The sequence below is a fragment of the Streptomyces sp. Z423-1 genome, assembly GCF_013009255.1.
In the GTDB taxonomy this organism is placed as follows: Bacteria; Actinomycetota; Actinomycetes; order Streptomycetales; family Streptomycetaceae; genus Streptomyces; species Streptomyces gossypiisoli.
Genome location: NZ_CP053109.1, coordinates 4969950 through 4985000, shown reverse-complemented (window position 1 = coordinate 4985000; position 15051 = coordinate 4969950). Strand labels below are relative to the sequence as shown.

At 72.6% G+C, this 15051-nt stretch carries 9 protein-coding genes and 1 rRNA gene (1 of these 10 cut by a window edge); 5 read left to right on the top strand and 5 right to left on the bottom strand.

Going from position 1 to position 15051, the window contains the following annotated elements:
* Together HJD23_RS22270 and HJD23_RS22265 are read right to left on the bottom strand one after the other, a co-directional pair.
* A 16S ribosomal RNA gene (locus tag HJD23_RS22270) occupies window positions 1-108 on the bottom strand (it extends 1409 nt beyond the left edge of the window).
* Window positions 109-697: 589 nt separating this feature from the next.
* Window positions 698-1246 (bottom strand): MarR family transcriptional regulator, encoded by a 549-nt coding sequence (locus HJD23_RS22265; RefSeq protein ID WP_171118510.1) that lies wholly within the window; start codon window positions 1244-1246, stop codon window positions 698-700.
* Between the two features lie 138 nt (window positions 1247-1384).
* Here HJD23_RS22265 and HJD23_RS22260 point away from each other — a divergent pair, with 138 nt between their 5' ends.
* Entirely contained in the window at window positions 1385-2659 is a 1275-nt protein-coding gene (locus HJD23_RS22260; RefSeq protein WP_171119260.1) for an MFS transporter, read from the top strand.
* 30 nt (window positions 2660-2689) lie between these two features.
* Here HJD23_RS22260 and HJD23_RS22255 read toward each other — a convergent pair whose 3' ends face one another.
* Window positions 2690-4336, bottom strand: coding sequence for a SpoIIE family protein phosphatase (locus HJD23_RS22255; RefSeq protein WP_171118508.1), 1647 nt, complete (start codon window positions 4334-4336; stop codon window positions 2690-2692).
* Between the two features lie 249 nt (window positions 4337-4585).
* Window positions 4586-5962, bottom strand: a complete 1377-nt coding sequence (locus tag HJD23_RS22250) for an NAD(P)/FAD-dependent oxidoreductase (RefSeq protein ID WP_171118506.1) — start codon at window positions 5960-5962, stop codon at window positions 4586-4588.
* 403 nt (window positions 5963-6365) lie between these two features.
* Here HJD23_RS22250 and HJD23_RS22245 point away from each other — a divergent pair, with 403 nt between their 5' ends.
* Both HJD23_RS22245 and HJD23_RS22240 read left to right on the top strand, forming a co-directional pair.
* Window positions 6366-7115, top strand: coding sequence for a TetR/AcrR family transcriptional regulator (locus tag HJD23_RS22245; RefSeq protein WP_171118504.1), 750 nt, complete (start codon window positions 6366-6368; stop codon window positions 7113-7115).
* 317 nt (window positions 7116-7432) lie between these two features.
* Entirely contained in the window at window positions 7433-9286 is a 1854-nt protein-coding gene (locus tag HJD23_RS22240; protein WP_171134065.1) for a sigma-70 family RNA polymerase sigma factor, read from the top strand.
* A 3-nt stretch (window positions 9287-9289) separates the two neighbouring features.
* Here the strand turns inward: HJD23_RS22240 and HJD23_RS22235 are convergent, their stop codons facing one another.
* Window positions 9290-11380: an asparagine synthase-related protein gene (locus tag HJD23_RS22235; RefSeq protein WP_171112071.1), complete on the bottom strand. Its 2091-nt coding sequence runs from the start codon at window positions 11378-11380 to the stop codon at window positions 9290-9292.
* Window positions 11381-12169: 789 nt separating this feature from the next.
* Here HJD23_RS22235 and HJD23_RS22230 point away from each other — a divergent pair.
* Both HJD23_RS22230 and lhgO read left to right on the top strand, forming a co-directional pair.
* Window positions 12170-13594 (top strand): MFS transporter, encoded by a 1425-nt coding sequence (locus HJD23_RS22230; RefSeq protein WP_171134064.1) that lies wholly within the window; start codon window positions 12170-12172, stop codon window positions 13592-13594.
* A gap of 166 nt (window positions 13595-13760) precedes the next feature.
* Complete coding sequence (lhgO, locus tag HJD23_RS22225) at window positions 13761-14978, top strand: L-2-hydroxyglutarate oxidase (protein ID WP_171112072.1); 1218 nt, start codon at window positions 13761-13763, stop codon at window positions 14976-14978.
* Window positions 14979-15051 lie beyond the last annotated feature (73 nt).

Genomic DNA, 15051 nt, shown 5'->3' with positions numbered 1-15051 from the left:
TCACCCGTTCGCCACTAATCCCCGGCCGAAGCCGGTTCATCGTTCGACTTGCATGTGTTAAGCACGCCGCCAGCGTTCGTCCTGAGCCAGGATCAAACTCTCCGTGAATGCTTTTCACGGGAGCGGAACAGTCAAATGGAATGATCCGACCGTTCACAGCGTCCTCGCTGTATTTTTTCAAAGGAACCTCGCCACCAGGAAACTTCCCGGTGTCGGGGTATCAACATATCTGGCGTTGACTTTTGGCACGCTGTTGAGTTCTCAAGGAACGGACGCTTCCTTCGTACTCACCCGAGATACTCTCTCGCGGCTTTCCTCCGGGCGCTTCCCTTCGGTGTTTCCGACTCTATCAGATCCTTTCTCGACCTGATCCCCAGTCAGCGGGGTTTGTCTTCCCGGCCCTTGGGCCGTTCCGACGTCTCAAACCTTAGCGGATTCTCTCGGCGATTCCCAATCGGGTCGATCTCGAGTCGATCGGTGTCGCCGAGTCCCATTCGGAATTGAATTCGGGCACGCCGAAATCGACCCCGTCGGGAGATCGTGCTGTGGTTTGGTTGCCGCTTTCGCGGCGGGAGGTACTGCCGAAGAACCGTTACGGCTCCGCGGCAACCCGAAGAACTTTACGGATCCGGGAGGGGGCTGTCAAGCGTCCCCTGTCAAGATCTTTTCCGTCCCCATCGGCCCAGGTCAGACGCGGTCAGTCCAGGTCGCTGAGGCGGCCACCGGCGTCCGGCTGGGCGTGTTCCACCCTGCGCAGGAGCCTGGTCAGGACCTCACCCAGGGCCGTTCGCTCGTCCGGGGAGAGGTCCTGGAGGAGGTCCTCCTCGAAGACCGACGCGAGGCGCATCGCCTCCAGCCACTTCTCGCGGCCCTCCGACGTCAGCTCCACGATCACCCGTACGCGGTTGCTCTCGTCCCGCTCCCGGGTCACGAGTCCCTCGGCGACCATGCGGTCGATCCGGTGGGTCATCGCGGCCGGCGTGAGGCCGAGGCGCTTGGCGAGGTCGCTGGGGCCCATGCGGTAGGGGGCGCCGGAGAGAACGAGGGCCTTGAGGACCTCCCACTCGGCGTTGCTGATGCCGAGCGCGGCGGTCTGGCGGCCGTAGGCGACGTTCATGCGGCGGTTCAGCCGGGACAGCGCCGAGACGATCTTCTCGACCTGCGGATCGAGGTCCCGGAACTCGCGCTGGTAGGCGGCGATCTGTTCTTCGAGGGTCGGCTCAGTGACGCCGGGGGTGTCGCCCATGGTCGCAGTATCGCACGGGGTTCGTTGGCATTGAAGTCCTTCTGTATGTACTCTTTAGCTTTGAAATTTAGCTTCGAAGTCTTCAGGTCTAACCTCTGAGGCTTCGCGATCTTGAGAGAGGTGAACGTGACCAGGGCGATGGGCGCAGCGATGCGCCGGATCCACGTGGGTAACGCACTCAGCGCCTTCGGGCTCGGCTTCACCGTCCCCTACCTGTACGTCTATGTGGCGCAGGTGCGGGGGCTGGGGGCCATGACGGCGGGGCTCGTCCTCGCCGTCTTCGCCGTGGCCGCGCTGATCGTGCTGCCGTTCGCCGGGCGGGCCATCGTCCGGCGGGGCCCGCTGCCGGTGCTGCTCGTCGCTCTGGTCACCGCCGCGGTCGGCGCGCTGAGCCTGGGGCTCGCGGGCACCGCGGTCGCCGTACTCCTGTCGGCGGCCGCGCTGGGGGCCGGGCAGGCCGTGATGCAGCCGGCGCTGGCGACGATGATCGTGGACTGCTCGTCGGCGGAGACGCGGTCGCGGGCGTTCGCCATGCAGTTCTTTCTGCAGAACCTCGGGCTCGGTGTCGGTGGGCTGATCGGGGGCCATCTCGTGGACGCGACGCGGGTGTCGTCGTTCACGCTGCTGTTCGCGATCGAGGCGGCGATGTTCCTGCTGCTGGTCGTGGTGATGGTGACCGTGCGGATGCCGCACTCGCCGCGGATCGGGGAGGCGCCGGCGGCATCCGCCAAGGGCAGCTGGCGGCAGTTGCTGGGGAACCGGGCGATGGTGCAGCTGTGTGTGCTCGGGTTCGTGCTGTTCTTCGCCTGCTACGGGCAGTTCGAGTCGGGGCTCAGTGCGTACGGCGTCGAGGCAGCCGGGATCTCCACGTCCGCGCTGGGGACGGCGCTGGCTGCCAACACCGCGGTGATCGTCGTGGCGCAGTTCCTGGTGCTGAGGTTCGTCGAGCGGCGGCGGCGGTCGCGGGTGATCGCCGCTGTGGGGCTGATCTGGGCCGTGGCCTGGGTGGCGGCGGGATATGCCGGGCTGGGGCATGGCAGTCGGGAGATGGCGACGGCCGCCTTCATCTCGACGTACGCGCTGTTCGGGCTGGGTGAGGCGATGTTGTCGCCGACGGTGGCTCCGCTTGTCGCCGATCTTGCGCCCAGTGGGATGGCGGGGCAGTACAACTCCGCCTTCGCCCTGGTGAAGCAGCTGGCGCTGGCCGTCGGGCCGGCGGTGGGCGGGCCGATGGGGGCCTCGCTGCACGCGCCGTACATCGTGACGTTCCTGCTGTTCTCGCTGGGGATCACCGTCCTCGCCGTGCGGCTGGGGCGGCAGCTGACCGAGGCGCAGGACCAGCCGTGGCTTGCGCGCAGCCGGGTGGTGACGCGGGGCGGGGCCGCGGAGCCGGTGCCGGCGGAGGCCCAGTAGCCGTAGCCGTCCGGCCCGCGGCCGTGTCCGCTAGGTCGGCTTGTTGGGCAGCGCGAACTCGCACCACACCGCCTTGCCGCCGCCCGGCGTTCTCCGGCAGCCCCACGCCGAGGCGATCGTCGCCACGATCGCGATGCCGCGGCCCGACTCGTCCCCGGGCTCCGCTCGGCGGCGGCGGGGGAGGTGGTCGTCCCCGTCGGTGACCTCGATGATCAGGCGGCGGTCGGTGCGGCGGAGGCGGAGGCGCATGGGTGGGGTGCCGTGCTGGAGGGAGTTGGCGACCAGTTCGCTGGCGGCCAGGACGCCCAGGTCGTGCAGGTCGGTCGGGAAGCGCCAGCTGGTGAGGACGCCGGAGGCGAAGGCACGCGCGCGTGGGGCCGCTTCCACGCCGCCGAGGAGTTCCAGGGCGGCGTTGCGGAAGAGGTCGCTGTCGGCGCCGGTGCGGGCGGGGTGCTGGAGGACCAGGACGGCCACGTCGTCGTCGTGGTCGGCGGTGACGCCGGCCGAGCGGAGCAGGCGGTCGCAGATCACCTGGGGCGTGCCGGTGGCGCCGGCGAGGGCGTGCCGGAGGGCCTCGATGCCCTCGTCGAGGTCGGCGTCCCGGCGTTCGACCAGGCCGTCGGTGTACAGGACGGCCATGGAGCCGGGGGCGAGGGGGACCGAGCCCGAGGTGTGCATCCAGCCGCCGGTGCCGAGGGGTGGGCCGGTGGGTTCGTCGGCGCGCAGGACCGTGCCGTTCTCGTCGCGGACGAGGATGGGGAGGTGGCCGGCGGAGGCGTACACCAGCCGGCCCTCGTTCGGGTCGTGGACGGCGTACACGCAGGTGGCGATCTGGTTGGCATCGATCTCCGTGGCGAGGCCGTCCAGCAGTTGCAGCACCTCGTGCGGGGGGAGGTCCAGACGGGCGTAGGCGCGGACCGCCGTACGGAGCTGGCCCATGACGGCCGCCGCGCGGACGCCTCGGCCCATGACGTCGCCGATGACCAGGGCCGTGCGGCCGCCGCCGAGGGTGATCACGTCGTACCAGTCGCCGCCGACCGCGGCCTCCGTGCCGCCCGGCTGGTAGGCGACTGCGATGCGCAGGTCGTCCGGTTGTTCGAGCTCCTGGGGGAGCAGCGACCTCTGAAGGGTGACGGCCGTCTCGCGCTGGCGGCGTTCGCTGGCGCGGAGGCGTTCGGCGGCCTCGGCGTGGTCGGTGACGTCGGTGGCGAAGATCAGGACGCCGTCGCCGGTGCCGTCGGCCACGGGGGTGCAGGTGAACGTGTAGGAGCGGCCGTCGGGGGCCTTGCGGGACTTGACCGTGCGGGGCTTGCCGCTGCGCAGTACCTGGTCGAGGAGGGGCAGCAGGCCCAGGTCGCGCAGTTCGGGGAGGGCCTCGCCGGCCGGTTCGCCCGACGGGCGGCCGCCGAAGGCCGTGGCGTAGGCGTCGTTGACGTAGGCGAGGCGGTGGTCGGGGCCGTGGACGAGGGCGACGAGCGCGGGGACGCGTTCGAGCACCTCGCGTACCGGCAGTTCGTCGACGACGGGGGCCGACGGCGGGTCGTCGGTCAGTTGTTCGACGCGGGCGGCCGGGACGGAGCCGTCCCCGCGACGGTCCGTGGTGACCGTCTGGTCGGTCCGCGCTGCGGCGCGGCGCTGCGTTCCGGGGAGCCGGGCGCTCCAGCGCGTGAAGTTCACGAATCCTTGCCTCGTGTAGTCGTGGTCGACCGGCTCCGGACCCGGTCCGGTCCCCCGGGGGAGGGTGGCGCGGCGGTGACCGTGCCTTGTCACGGCCCCTGGGAAGTGCAGCACTTGGGAAAAGCCTCGTGGGTTCGGTGGGCAGGGTGGGCGGCGGCCCGCCCTGACGCGTGGACCAGTCTGGCAGTGTGGCCGACCGGGCCGACATCCGTCAGACGCCGGGGTGGCCGTAGGAGTTCCTCGGGATGGTCAGGTCGACCCCTTCGGGTCGTAAGGAGGCTTTCCGCCGGCCGCGAGTTCGAACTCCGCTCGGGGATGTTCGAGTGAACCGAGGGAGACGATCTCCCGTTTGAACAGGCCGGAGAGGATCCATTCGGCGAGTACGCGCGCCTTGCGGTTGAAGGTCGGCACCCTGCTCAGGTGGTAGGCCCGGTGCATGAACCACGCGGGGTAGCCCTTCAGTTTGCGCCCGTAGACGTGGGCGACGCCTTTGTGCAGTCCGAGGGAGGCGACCGAGCCGACGTACTTGTGGGCGTACGTCTGGAGGGGCTCGCCGCGCAGGGAGTGGACGATGTTGTCGCCGAGGACCTTCGCCTGGCGGAGCGCGTGCTGCGCGTTGGGGGCGCACTCGGCGGCGGATGCGCCGGGCGCGTCGGCGGTGACGTCCGGTACGGCGGCGGCGTCACCCGCGGCCCACGCGTGCGCGTGCCCCTCGATCGCCAGCTCCGGGGTGCACTTCAGGCGGCCCCGGTCGGTGCGCGGCAGGTCGGTGGCGGCGAGCAGCGGATGGGGTTTGACGCCGGCCGTCCAGACGACCGTACGCGTGGGGAAGCGCTGTCCGTCGCTGAGGACCGCCACCCGGTCGGCGCAGGACTCCAGGCGGGTCTCCAGGAGGACCTGGATGTTGCGGCGGCGCAGTTCGGTGACCGTGTAGCGGCCGAGTTCCTCGCCGACCTCGGGGAGGATGCGGCCGGAGGCCTCGACGAGGATCCACTTCAGGTCCTCGGGGCGGATGTTGTGGTAGTAGCGCGTGGTGTAGCGGGCCATGTCCTCCAGCTCGCCGAGCGCCTCGACGCCCGCGTAGCCGCCGCCGACGAAGACGAAGGTGAGGGCCGCGTCGCGGATCGCGGGATCGCGGGTGGAGGAGGCGATGTCCATCTGCTCGATGACGTGGTTGCGCAGGCCGATGGCCTCCTCGACGGTCTTGAAGCCGATGCCGTGGTCGGCGAGACCGGGGACGGGCAGGGTGCGCGCGATCGAGCCGGGGGCGAGGACCAGTTCGTCGTACGGCACCTGCTCGGCGCCCGCGCCCTCCTCCTCGGTGGCGAGGGTGGTGAGGGTCGCGAGGCGTTCGGCGTGCCGTACGGAGCGGACCTCGCCGACTATCACGCGGCAGTCGGGCAGGACGCGGCGCAGCGGTACGACGACATGGCGCGGGGAGATGGAACCGGCGGCCGCCTCGGGCAGGAACGGCTGGTACGTCATGTAGGGGTCGGGCGTGACGACCGTGATCTCGACCTGGCCCTGCCTGAGTTCCCGCCTCAGCTTCCGCTGCAGGCGCAGGGCCGTGTACATCCCGACGTAGCCGCCGCCGACAACGAGAATGCGCGCACGTTCCTTCACCATCCCATGACGCACCCGTCGCTTGCGTTTGTCCACAGCCCCGGCAATTTGTGTGACCGGACGGGAGCACCCCCATGGTTGGCCGAAAGGGCCGGGCGGGAGGGATCCGCGCAGGTCAGGTGCTGTAAGCGGGGTGAGGAAGGGGGGCGCAATCGGGACGTATACGACCCGTACTCCGATCGGGGGGCGCACTGTGCGGAACCTGCCCCTTCTGAATTGACTGTCTCTCAACTATGTTCGTGTGTCGACGGGGTGTAGGGGGATGCACTCGTCGGTTCTCCGGGTTCGCGGCGGGCGGTCCGGCGGCCCGGCGGGTCGGCTCGTGACAGGGGCCGGTTCCGCGCGCTCCGGCCATCAACGGCGGGGAGCGTCTCCGGGGGGAGACGTCATTACCGGGGGAATTCGTATGCACATTCAGGACTCTCGTTGGTCTTCCGCATCTGCCATCGCACCTGGTGGCGCGGTCGGCGCGGTGGCGAGCAACGGACGCGGGGACGGCCCGCGGACCGCGCCGCTGCGGGTGGACGCACAGCGCAACCTCGAACACGTACTGCGGGCCGCGCGCGAGGTCTTCGGCGAGCTGGGCTACGGCGCGCCGATGGAAGACGTGGCACGCCGCGCGCGGGTCGGTGTCGGCACGGTGTACCGGCGCTTCCCGAGCAAGGACGTCCTGGTGCGGCGAATAGCCGAGGAGGAGACGTCCCGGCTGACCGACCAGGCCCGGGCGGCGCTCGGCCAGGAGGACGAGCCGTGGTCGGCCCTGTCGCGCTTCCTGCGCACGTCGGTGGCGTCCGGCGCCGGGCGGCTGCTGCCGCCGCAGGTGCTGCGGGTCGGCGTCGCCGAGGAGGGCGAGCCCGACGAGGCCCGCGTGCCGCAGCAGCGGACGCAGCCGGGCGGCGGTGAGCTGCGGCTGGTGTCTCAGGCGCCCGCGGCGGCCGGGGACGACGCCGGCGCGGCGGCGCTGCTCGACGTGGTGGGCCAGCTCGTGGAGCGGGCGCGCGCGGCGGGCGAGTTGCGGCCGGACGTGTCGGTCTCGGACGTCCTGCTGGTGATCGCGACGGCGGCACCCTCGCTGCCGGACGCGACGCATCAGGCGGCGGCCTCCGCACGGCTGCTGGACATCCTCCTGGACGGCCTGCGGTCGCGGCCGGCGTGAGGGTGGCCCGTGGTCGGGGCCGGTGTGACGGTGGTCCTGCGGTCGGGCCGGTGTGACGGTGGGCCCGTGATCGCGGTCGCGGCCGGTGTGACGGTGGGCGTGGGTGCCGCGTCGCCCACGCCTCGCCCGGCCCCTGCCCAACCTGGGTCCACGGCGGCCCCTTGTCAGCCGCGCCGAACGACTGAGCACTAGCACTGGCTCACGACGGGCCCCCACGGACGGGTGGATGGTCTCCGCGACCACCTCCGAACAAAAGCCAATATGGCAACCTGGCCCCTGTTCGGGACTGGTTGGGCAGGCGGCGGGGGCTTTCCGCGATGAGCGTTGACGGGCGGGACGAGTCACTCGGTGACGAGGGCGGTGAGACCGGCGGCCTGACCGCACCCCAGGTGCCGGCCCAGCGCGACGGACGGGAGGACAGTGTCCTGCCACCACCGATCGAGCTGCCGCCGTCCGACGCCGAGCTGATCGGCCGGATGCGCGCGGGCGACGACACGGCCTACGAGGAGCTGTACCGCCGCCACGCGGAGGCCGTACGCCGGTACGCGCGCACGTGCTGCCGCGACCCGCACACCGCCGACGACCTCACCGCCGAGGTCTTCGCGCGCACGCTCCAGGCGGTGCGTGGCGGGCACGGCCCCGAGCACGCCGTACGGGCCTATCTGCTCACCACCGTCCGGCGCGTCGCCGCGAACTGGACGAACTCCGCCAAACGCGAGCAACTCGTCGACGACTTCGCGGTGTTCGCCGCCCAGTCCACCCGCGCCGCCGAGGTGTCCGACACCGACAACCTGGACCTCGGCGCGGACGTGCGCGCCATGCACGCGGCCGAGCAGTCCCTGGCGATGCGGGCGTTCCGCTCGCTGCCGGAGCGCTGGCAGGCCGTGCTGTGGCACACCGAGGTCGAGGACGAGTCGCCGAGCGAGGTCGCCACGCTCTTCGGGCTCGACGCCAACGGCACGCGCGTGCTCGCCAGCCGCGCCCGCGAGGGCCTCAAGCAGGCCTACCTCCAGGCCCACGTCAGCGCCACGCTCACCAGTGACGAGGAGTGCGCCCGCTACGCCGACCAGCTCGGCACCTACGCCCGCCGCAGGCTGCGCACCCGCGCCGAGCGGGGGCTGCGCCGGCACCTGGAGGAGTGCGCGAAGTGCCGGCTGGCCGCGAGCCAGATCGAGGACCTCGCGAGCAGCATCCCCGCCGTCGTGCCGGTCGCCGTCATCGGCTGGTTCGGGGCCGCCGGGTACGCCAAGGCGGCCGGGATCGTCGCGGGCGGCGCCGGAGCCGGTGCGGCGGGCGCGGCAGGGGCCGCCTCGGCGGCGGGCGGCTCGTCCGGCGGGGCGAGCGGCGGGGGCGGTGCGGCGGCGGAGGGCCTGGCCGCGCCCGTGAAGGCCGGTATCGCGGCCGGTGTGGTCGCCACGGCGATCGCGGTCGTGGCCATCGCCCTCGCCGGCAACGACGATCCGGCCGAGAAGCAGCCGGCGGCCAGGCCCCCCGCGTCGGCCCCGGCCACACAGCCGGAACCGCCCGCCCCCACCCGGTCGGAACCGGCCCCGGAACCTCCCGCACCCCCCGTCATCCCGGCGGCCGACCCGACCCCGACGCCCACCCCGTCACCCTCCCCGACACCCACCCCCACCCCCACCCCGAAGCCGACCCCGACACCCCGACCGGCACCACCCCCCACGCCCACCCCCACTCCGCCCCTGACACCGACCCCGACCCCGCCTCCCCCGCCCCCCGCCTCCTACCAGCTCAACGAGCTCTCCTACGACCTCACAGGCGACGGCACCAAGCCCGAACTGCGGCTGAGCGAGAGCAGCTGGGTCTGGCAGCGCTACGGCCTGTCGATCGGCGGAACGACGTACGCGCGCGGGGTCAGCGTCCACGCCCGGTCGTCGGTCACCGTCGACCTCAACCGCGCGTGCACGTCGTACGACGCCCTGGTCGGCGTCGACGACTCGACGCTGGGCCTGGGCAAGGTCCACTTCTCCGTCTACGCCGACGGCACCCGGCTCTGGAAGTCCGGCCTGATCAGGGGCGGCGACGCGGCGACACCGGTGCATGTGGACCTCGCCGGGCGCAGGACGGTTCGCCTGGTCGTGGAGCCGCGCGGCCACGTCGACCACGTGGCGGTGGCGGACTGGGCGGAGTCCAAGTTCACCTGCGGATGACCCTCACGCGCCGGACGCCAGCGCACCCCGCCTCGGCGTGATCCCCGCGGGCACCGCACGCGCGCGTGCGGGTGTCCCGGTCCAGCAGGTGCCCCGCCTGGCCAGCAGCCGTCGTAGCCACAGCTCCAGGGACACCAGGTCGGCCAGGCCGTCCAGGGGCAGCGGTTCGCCCTGGGTCGCCGCGCGCAGTGCCTTGCGGACGACCCGGGCCTCGACCAGGCCCGCCTCCGCCAGCAGGGGCGTGTCGAACAGCACCATCAGGGAGTCGACCGCCACCCGGAGGCCGGCCCGCGCGGCGGCGGCCGCCGGTGCGTGGGAGGGGGCGCCCCAGCCGGGCGGGAGGTCGGTGATGCCGGCCCCCTGCAGGACCGTGCGCAGGATCGACGCGCGTGCCCCGGGCTGGACGCGCAGGGCCTCCGGGAGGGCGCGGCAGGCCCGTACGACCTGATTGTCGAGGAACGGCACGTGCAGGCGCTGGAAGCGGATCTCGGCGGCCTGTTCCAGTACACGGATGTCCGCCGCCGTGCGGGCCAGTGCCGCCCGCGCGCGGAAGTCGCCCGGCCGCTGACCAGGTCCGAGCCCGGCGCCGGAGCGATGTGTGGCCCCCTGCAAGCGAATCGATACTTCAGCCAGTGCCTCTCCGGTCAGCCAGCGGGCCGCCGGTCCCGGTCTGGCCCAGGTGAGCGCGGCGAGCGAGGCACCGACCGCGCCCCCGGGTTCCTCGAAGCGCTTCTGCAGCAGCCGCTCCGCGAGGCTCTCCAGGCCGGACCCGTAGGGCGTGCGGGCGAGCCGCCGTGCCGCCGCGTACACGCGCGCGGGGACCAGGACGGACCCGTCGGCCTTGGCGAGGGCGGCCACGGGCCGGACGAGGTGGCGCCTTTGCCGGTCCATCAGCAGGTCGGCGAGGCGGGCCGGATGGGCGTCCAGCACCTGGCGGGCGCCGTACCCGGTGAGGTGGTCCGCGCTGCCGGAGGCGAGCCGCGCGCGGTGCCGGACGGCGGTGACCAGGCTGGGGCCCGGTTCATCGGTCAGGGGGCCGTCGAGGTCGGCGTACGGCAGGGTCTCCTCCCCGCCCGCCACGACGACGTGGTGGAAGCGCGGGTTGGCGGCCAGCGCCCCCGCCCGCTCCAGTTCGGCCTCACGGCCGGCCACCGCCAGATCGTTGAAGGTGACCGCCAGCAGCCGCTCCCCCGCCCCCGTGCCGTGTCCCAGCACGGTGCCCGGCATGCCCGGCAGCCCCGCCGCCAGCAGCGCCAGCGTGCCCGAGGCGGACCCGCCCGACAGGTCCGCTCCGATGCCGGGCACCGGCATCCCGCGCGCGGCACGTCGTTCGGCGGGGCCCATGCCGGGAACGGGCCCGGGGTCGATGTCGGCGCCGGGGACGTGCCGGGGGGCGGCGAGGCGGGTGCGGACGGCCTCGACGAGGGCGTCGCGGACGGCGTCGACCGCGCGGTCGGGGTCGGCGGGCGGTGCGGCGACGGCGAGGGAGGCGACCGGTTCGTATCCGGCGACCTCGCGCGCCCCGGCGCGCAGGATGAGTGCATGCCCCGGCGGAATGCGACGTACGCCGTCGTACGGGGTGGAGTCGTGCAGCGCGGCGGGGACGTCGGGGGCGGCCAGCAGGGCGGCGAGGTGCCCGAAGTCGAGGTTGGCCTCGATGAGGTCGGCCAGCGGCAGCGCGGCGGTCGCATAGGCGGTGCCGCCCGCCCAGGGGGTGTGGAACACGGGCCTGGCGCCCGCCAGATCGCCGCAGACGGTGATGCGCCGGCCGACCTGGACGACCGCCGTGTAGCTGCCGGGCCAGGCCGTCAGATGCCGAAGTGCCCCTCCGCGCGCGGCCAGCAGCCCCAGGCGCAGTTCCTCGTCGGTGGCGCCGCAGGTGCCCAGGACCGCGATCCGGGTCCGGGCGTCGGCCGAGACGAGGCGGACCTCGTCGGGCCGCCAGTCGCCGACCGCCCACAGCGGATCCGGGTCGCCCCACAGGAGTTGGGAGCCGACCGGGTGCAGGGTCTCGCCGTCGTAACCGGTCGCCCCCGCCGAGCCGATCTCGGCGGATCCCGTGGCGGTGCTGCTCCAACCCACCAACCACCGCATCGACGCCTCCACAGGCTGTGGACAACCAGTGCACCGTACGAACCGGTTCACCATGCTGCCACGAAGAACGCGCCGCAGAGCGGCAGCGGTGCCGCTTGTGATCCCTCGAATGCGCCCCGCGCACCGCCTCGCGCAACCCTGAGATACCCCGAAGACACCCGGAGATACCCGGAGATACCCCGGAGATACCCCGGAGACGCCCCGGAAGCCGCCGCGTGACGCCCTTGCGGGCCGCCCCAACAGCGGCTTGCCACAAGGCAACTGCGACGCGAATGCGCCCCCGATACGCCCCCTGAAAACCCCCTACGCGCCCTCAAAGTCCGTGGTGGACGCGGTAATCACCCACAGAGAGCGGGGTCGATTTTCGGCCAAATCGATTCCACGCAGATGCACGTGCATTCGTTTCGTGCACGCTCCGTACAGGCTCTGCGCACCGCTCCGTCCACGCACGGTCCGGGAGGCGGAGTTCGCCTCCCGGACCGGTCCGCCGCCCGCGGGGATTGAGGCGGCGGTATCCCCCAGCCCACTGGTCCCAGTACAGCGGGCCGACCCACGCACAGCCATGGAACCGCTCCCGAGATGGCCGGAGAAGAGCGCACGGACGGGCGCACGGCCACACACCGGGAGCACGCCACAACTGTGCGTACCGGGACCGTACTTCCGTACGGACCACAATCCCGCCATCCGGAAGAATGCCCCTTAACGCTTGGGATGCGGCGAACTACGCTGGGTTTACGAATGCCGCGTGGTTATGCCAGCGCGGCAGCCGTCTGTGTCGAGGGGTGGCGCATGTCCAGGGAGCAACGCGGGCCGAACGAAAAACTCGGCGCCGTTCTCGCCCTCGCGGGAATCAGCAACGCGGGACTCGCACGACGCGTCAACGACCTTGGCGCCCAACGCGGGTTGACGCTTCGCTACGACAAGACGTCGGTGGCGCGCTGGGTGTCGAAGGGCATGGTGCCGCAGGGTGCCGCGCCGCACCTCATCGCGGCCGCGATCGGCCAGAAGCTGGGCCGTCCGGTGCCGCTGCACGAAATCGGCCTGGCGGACGCCGATCCCGCACCGGAGGTCGGCCTCTCCTTCCCCCGGGACGTCGGACAGGCGGTCCGCTCGGCGACGGACCTGTACCGCCTCGACCTCGCCGGCCGCCGGGCCGGCACCGGCGGCATCTGGCAGTCGCTCGCCGGGTCGTTCGCGGTGAGCGCATACGCAACGCCCGCCTCACGGTGGCTGATAACCCCGGCCGACAGCTCGGTCGCGCGCGAGGCGAACCCGGCGGAAGGTTCCGGCGCAGCGATCAAAGTCGGCCACAGCGATGTGCAGAAGCTGCGGGAGGCCGCGGAAGACGCCAGGCGCTGGGACTCCAAGTACGGCGGCGGCGACTGGCGTTCGTCGATGGTGCCCGAGTGCTTACGCGTGGAGGCGGCACCGCTGCTGCTCGGCTCCTACTCCGACGAGGTGGGGCGGGCGCTGTTCGGGGCGAGTGCCGAACTGACCCGCCTTGCGGGGTGGATGGCCTTCGACACCGGCCAGCAGGAGGCCGCGCAGCGGTACTACATCCAGGCGCTGCGGCTTGCTCGGGCGGCGGCAGACGTACCCCTCGGGGGGTACGTGCTGGCGTCGATGTCGCTGCAGGCGACCTACCGCGGCTTCGGCGACGAGGGCGTCGACCTCGCTCAGGCCGCGCTGGAGCGCAACCGGGGGCTGGCCACCGCCCGCACCATGAGCTTCTTCCGCCTCGTCGAGGCACGCGCACACGCGCGCGCGGGTGACGCCCAGGCCGCCGGGGCCGCCCTGAAGGCGGCCGAGGGCTGGCTGGAACGATCTCGCGACGGCGACCATGACCCGTCCTGGCTGGGTTTCTACTCCTACGACCGCTTCGCCGCCGACGCGGCGGAGTGCTACCGGGACCTGAAGGCGCCGCGGCAGGTACGGCGGTTCACCGAGCAGGCGTTGTCGAAGCCGACGGAGGAGTTCGTCCGCTCGCACGGGCTGCGGCTTGTCGTGTCCGCGGTTGCCGAACTGGAGTCCGGGAACCTGGATGCGGCGTGCGAGCAGGGGGTGCGGGCGGTGGAGGTCGCGGGGCGGATATCGTCCGCGCGGACCACGGAGTATGTGCGGGATTTGCTGCATCGGCTGGAGCCGTATGGGGATGAGCCGCGGGTGGTGGAGTTGCGGGAGCGGGCTCGGCCTCTGCTGATGGCGCCCGCGTAGGGCAGGGTCCCCTCGCGTCTGCCTGGCTGATGTCGTGCTGGGTGTGCGGGCCGGTGGGGGTTGCTCGCGCCGTTCCCCGCGCCCCTTATGGGGCCTGCGGCCCCGATAGGGGGCGGGCAGGTTTCTCGGCGTTGTCAGTGGCGCAGTGCACTATCGATAGCGGGAGGTGGTGCGGGTGCGGGCGGGCGCCTATGACTGTGACGTGCTGGTGGTCGGCGGCGGGATCGTCGGGCTGTCGGCGGCGTACGCGATCACGCGTGCCGCGCCGGGGACGCGGGTGACCGTGCTGGAGAAGGAGGCGGGGCCCGCCCGGCACCAGACGGGGCGCAACAGCGGCGTCATCCACAGCGGGATCTACTACCGCCCCGGCTCGCTCAAGGCGCGCTACGCGGTGCGGGGCGCGGCGGAGATGGTCAAGTTCTGCGCGGAGTACGACATCGCGCACGCCGTCACCGGCAAGCTGATCGTCGCCACCGAGCGCGCGGAGCTGCCCCGGCTGCACGCGCTCGTGCAGCGCGGCCGGGAGAACGGCATTCCGGTACGGGAGCTGGTCGCGGCCCAGATCGCGGAGTACGAGCCTCAGGTGCGGGGCCTGGCGGCGATACACGTCGGGACGACCGGGGTGTGCGACTTCGTCGCGGTCGCGCGGCAGCTGGCCGAGTCGTCCGGGGCCGAGATCCGGTACGGCGCGGAGGTGGTGCGCATCGACCGGCGCCCCGAGCTGGGGGTTGCCGTGCGGACGGCGGACGGGGCCGTGGTGCGCGGGCGGGTGCTGGTGAACTGCGCCGGGCTGTACTGCGACGAGGTGGCCCGGATGACCGGGGACGACCCCGGCATGCGGATCGTCCCGTTCCGGGGGGAGTACTACGAGCTGGCGCGGCCCGAGCTGGTGCGCGGCCTGGTCTATCCGGTCCCCGACCCGGCGTTCCCGTTCCTCGGCGTGCACCTCACGCGCGGCATCGACGGCGGCGTCCACGTCGGCCCCAACGCCGTACCGGCGCTCGCCCGCGAGGGCTACGGCTGGGGCGTGGTCCGGCCCCGGGAGCTGGCCCGGACGCTGGCCTGGCCCGGCGCGTGGCGGATAGCGGGCCGGCACTGGCGGTACGGGGGCGGGGAGCTGTGGCGGTCGGTGTCGAAGGCGGCGTTCACCGAGGCGGTGCGGCGGCTGATGCCCGCGGTGACGGAGGAGGACCTGGTCCCGGCGGCGGCCGGGGTACGGGCCCAGGCCGTGCTCCGGGACGGCACGCTGGTGGACGACTTCCTGATCCACGAGGGTGCGCGGGCCGTGCACGTCCTGAACGCCCCGTCCCCCGCGGCGACGGCCTCCCTGCCGATCGGCCGGGAGGTGGCCCGGCGGGCACTGAACGCACTGGGCCGGGCATGAGCCTCGTACAGCAACTCCCGCATGCCCGTCCGCAGCCCCCGCGGCCGACTCCGCAGCCCCCGCGGCCCCACGA

What these genes read in the sequence shown, in the direction of transcription:
- HJD23_RS22265 (WP_171118510.1), bottom strand. Translation starts at nt 1,246, where the DNA reads ATGGGCGACACCCCCGGCGTCACTGAGCCGACCCTCGAAGAACAGATC.
- HJD23_RS22245 (WP_171118504.1), top strand. Translation starts at nt 6,366, where the DNA reads ATGCACATTCAGGACTCTCGTTGGTCTTCCGCATCTGCCATCGCACCT.
- HJD23_RS22260 (WP_171119260.1), top strand. Translation starts at nt 1,385, where the DNA reads ATGGGCGCAGCGATGCGCCGGATCCACGTGGGTAACGCACTCAGCGCC.
- HJD23_RS22240 (WP_171134065.1), top strand. Translation starts at nt 7,433, where the DNA reads ATGAGCGTTGACGGGCGGGACGAGTCACTCGGTGACGAGGGCGGTGAG.
- HJD23_RS22230 (WP_171134064.1), top strand. Translation starts at nt 12,170, where the DNA reads ATGTCCAGGGAGCAACGCGGGCCGAACGAAAAACTCGGCGCCGTTCTC.
- HJD23_RS22250 (WP_171118506.1), bottom strand. Translation starts at nt 5,962, where the DNA reads ATGGTGAAGGAACGTGCGCGCATTCTCGTTGTCGGCGGCGGCTACGTC.
- HJD23_RS22235 (WP_171112071.1), bottom strand. Translation starts at nt 11,380, where the DNA reads ATGCGGTGGTTGGTGGGTTGGAGCAGCACCGCCACGGGATCCGCCGAG.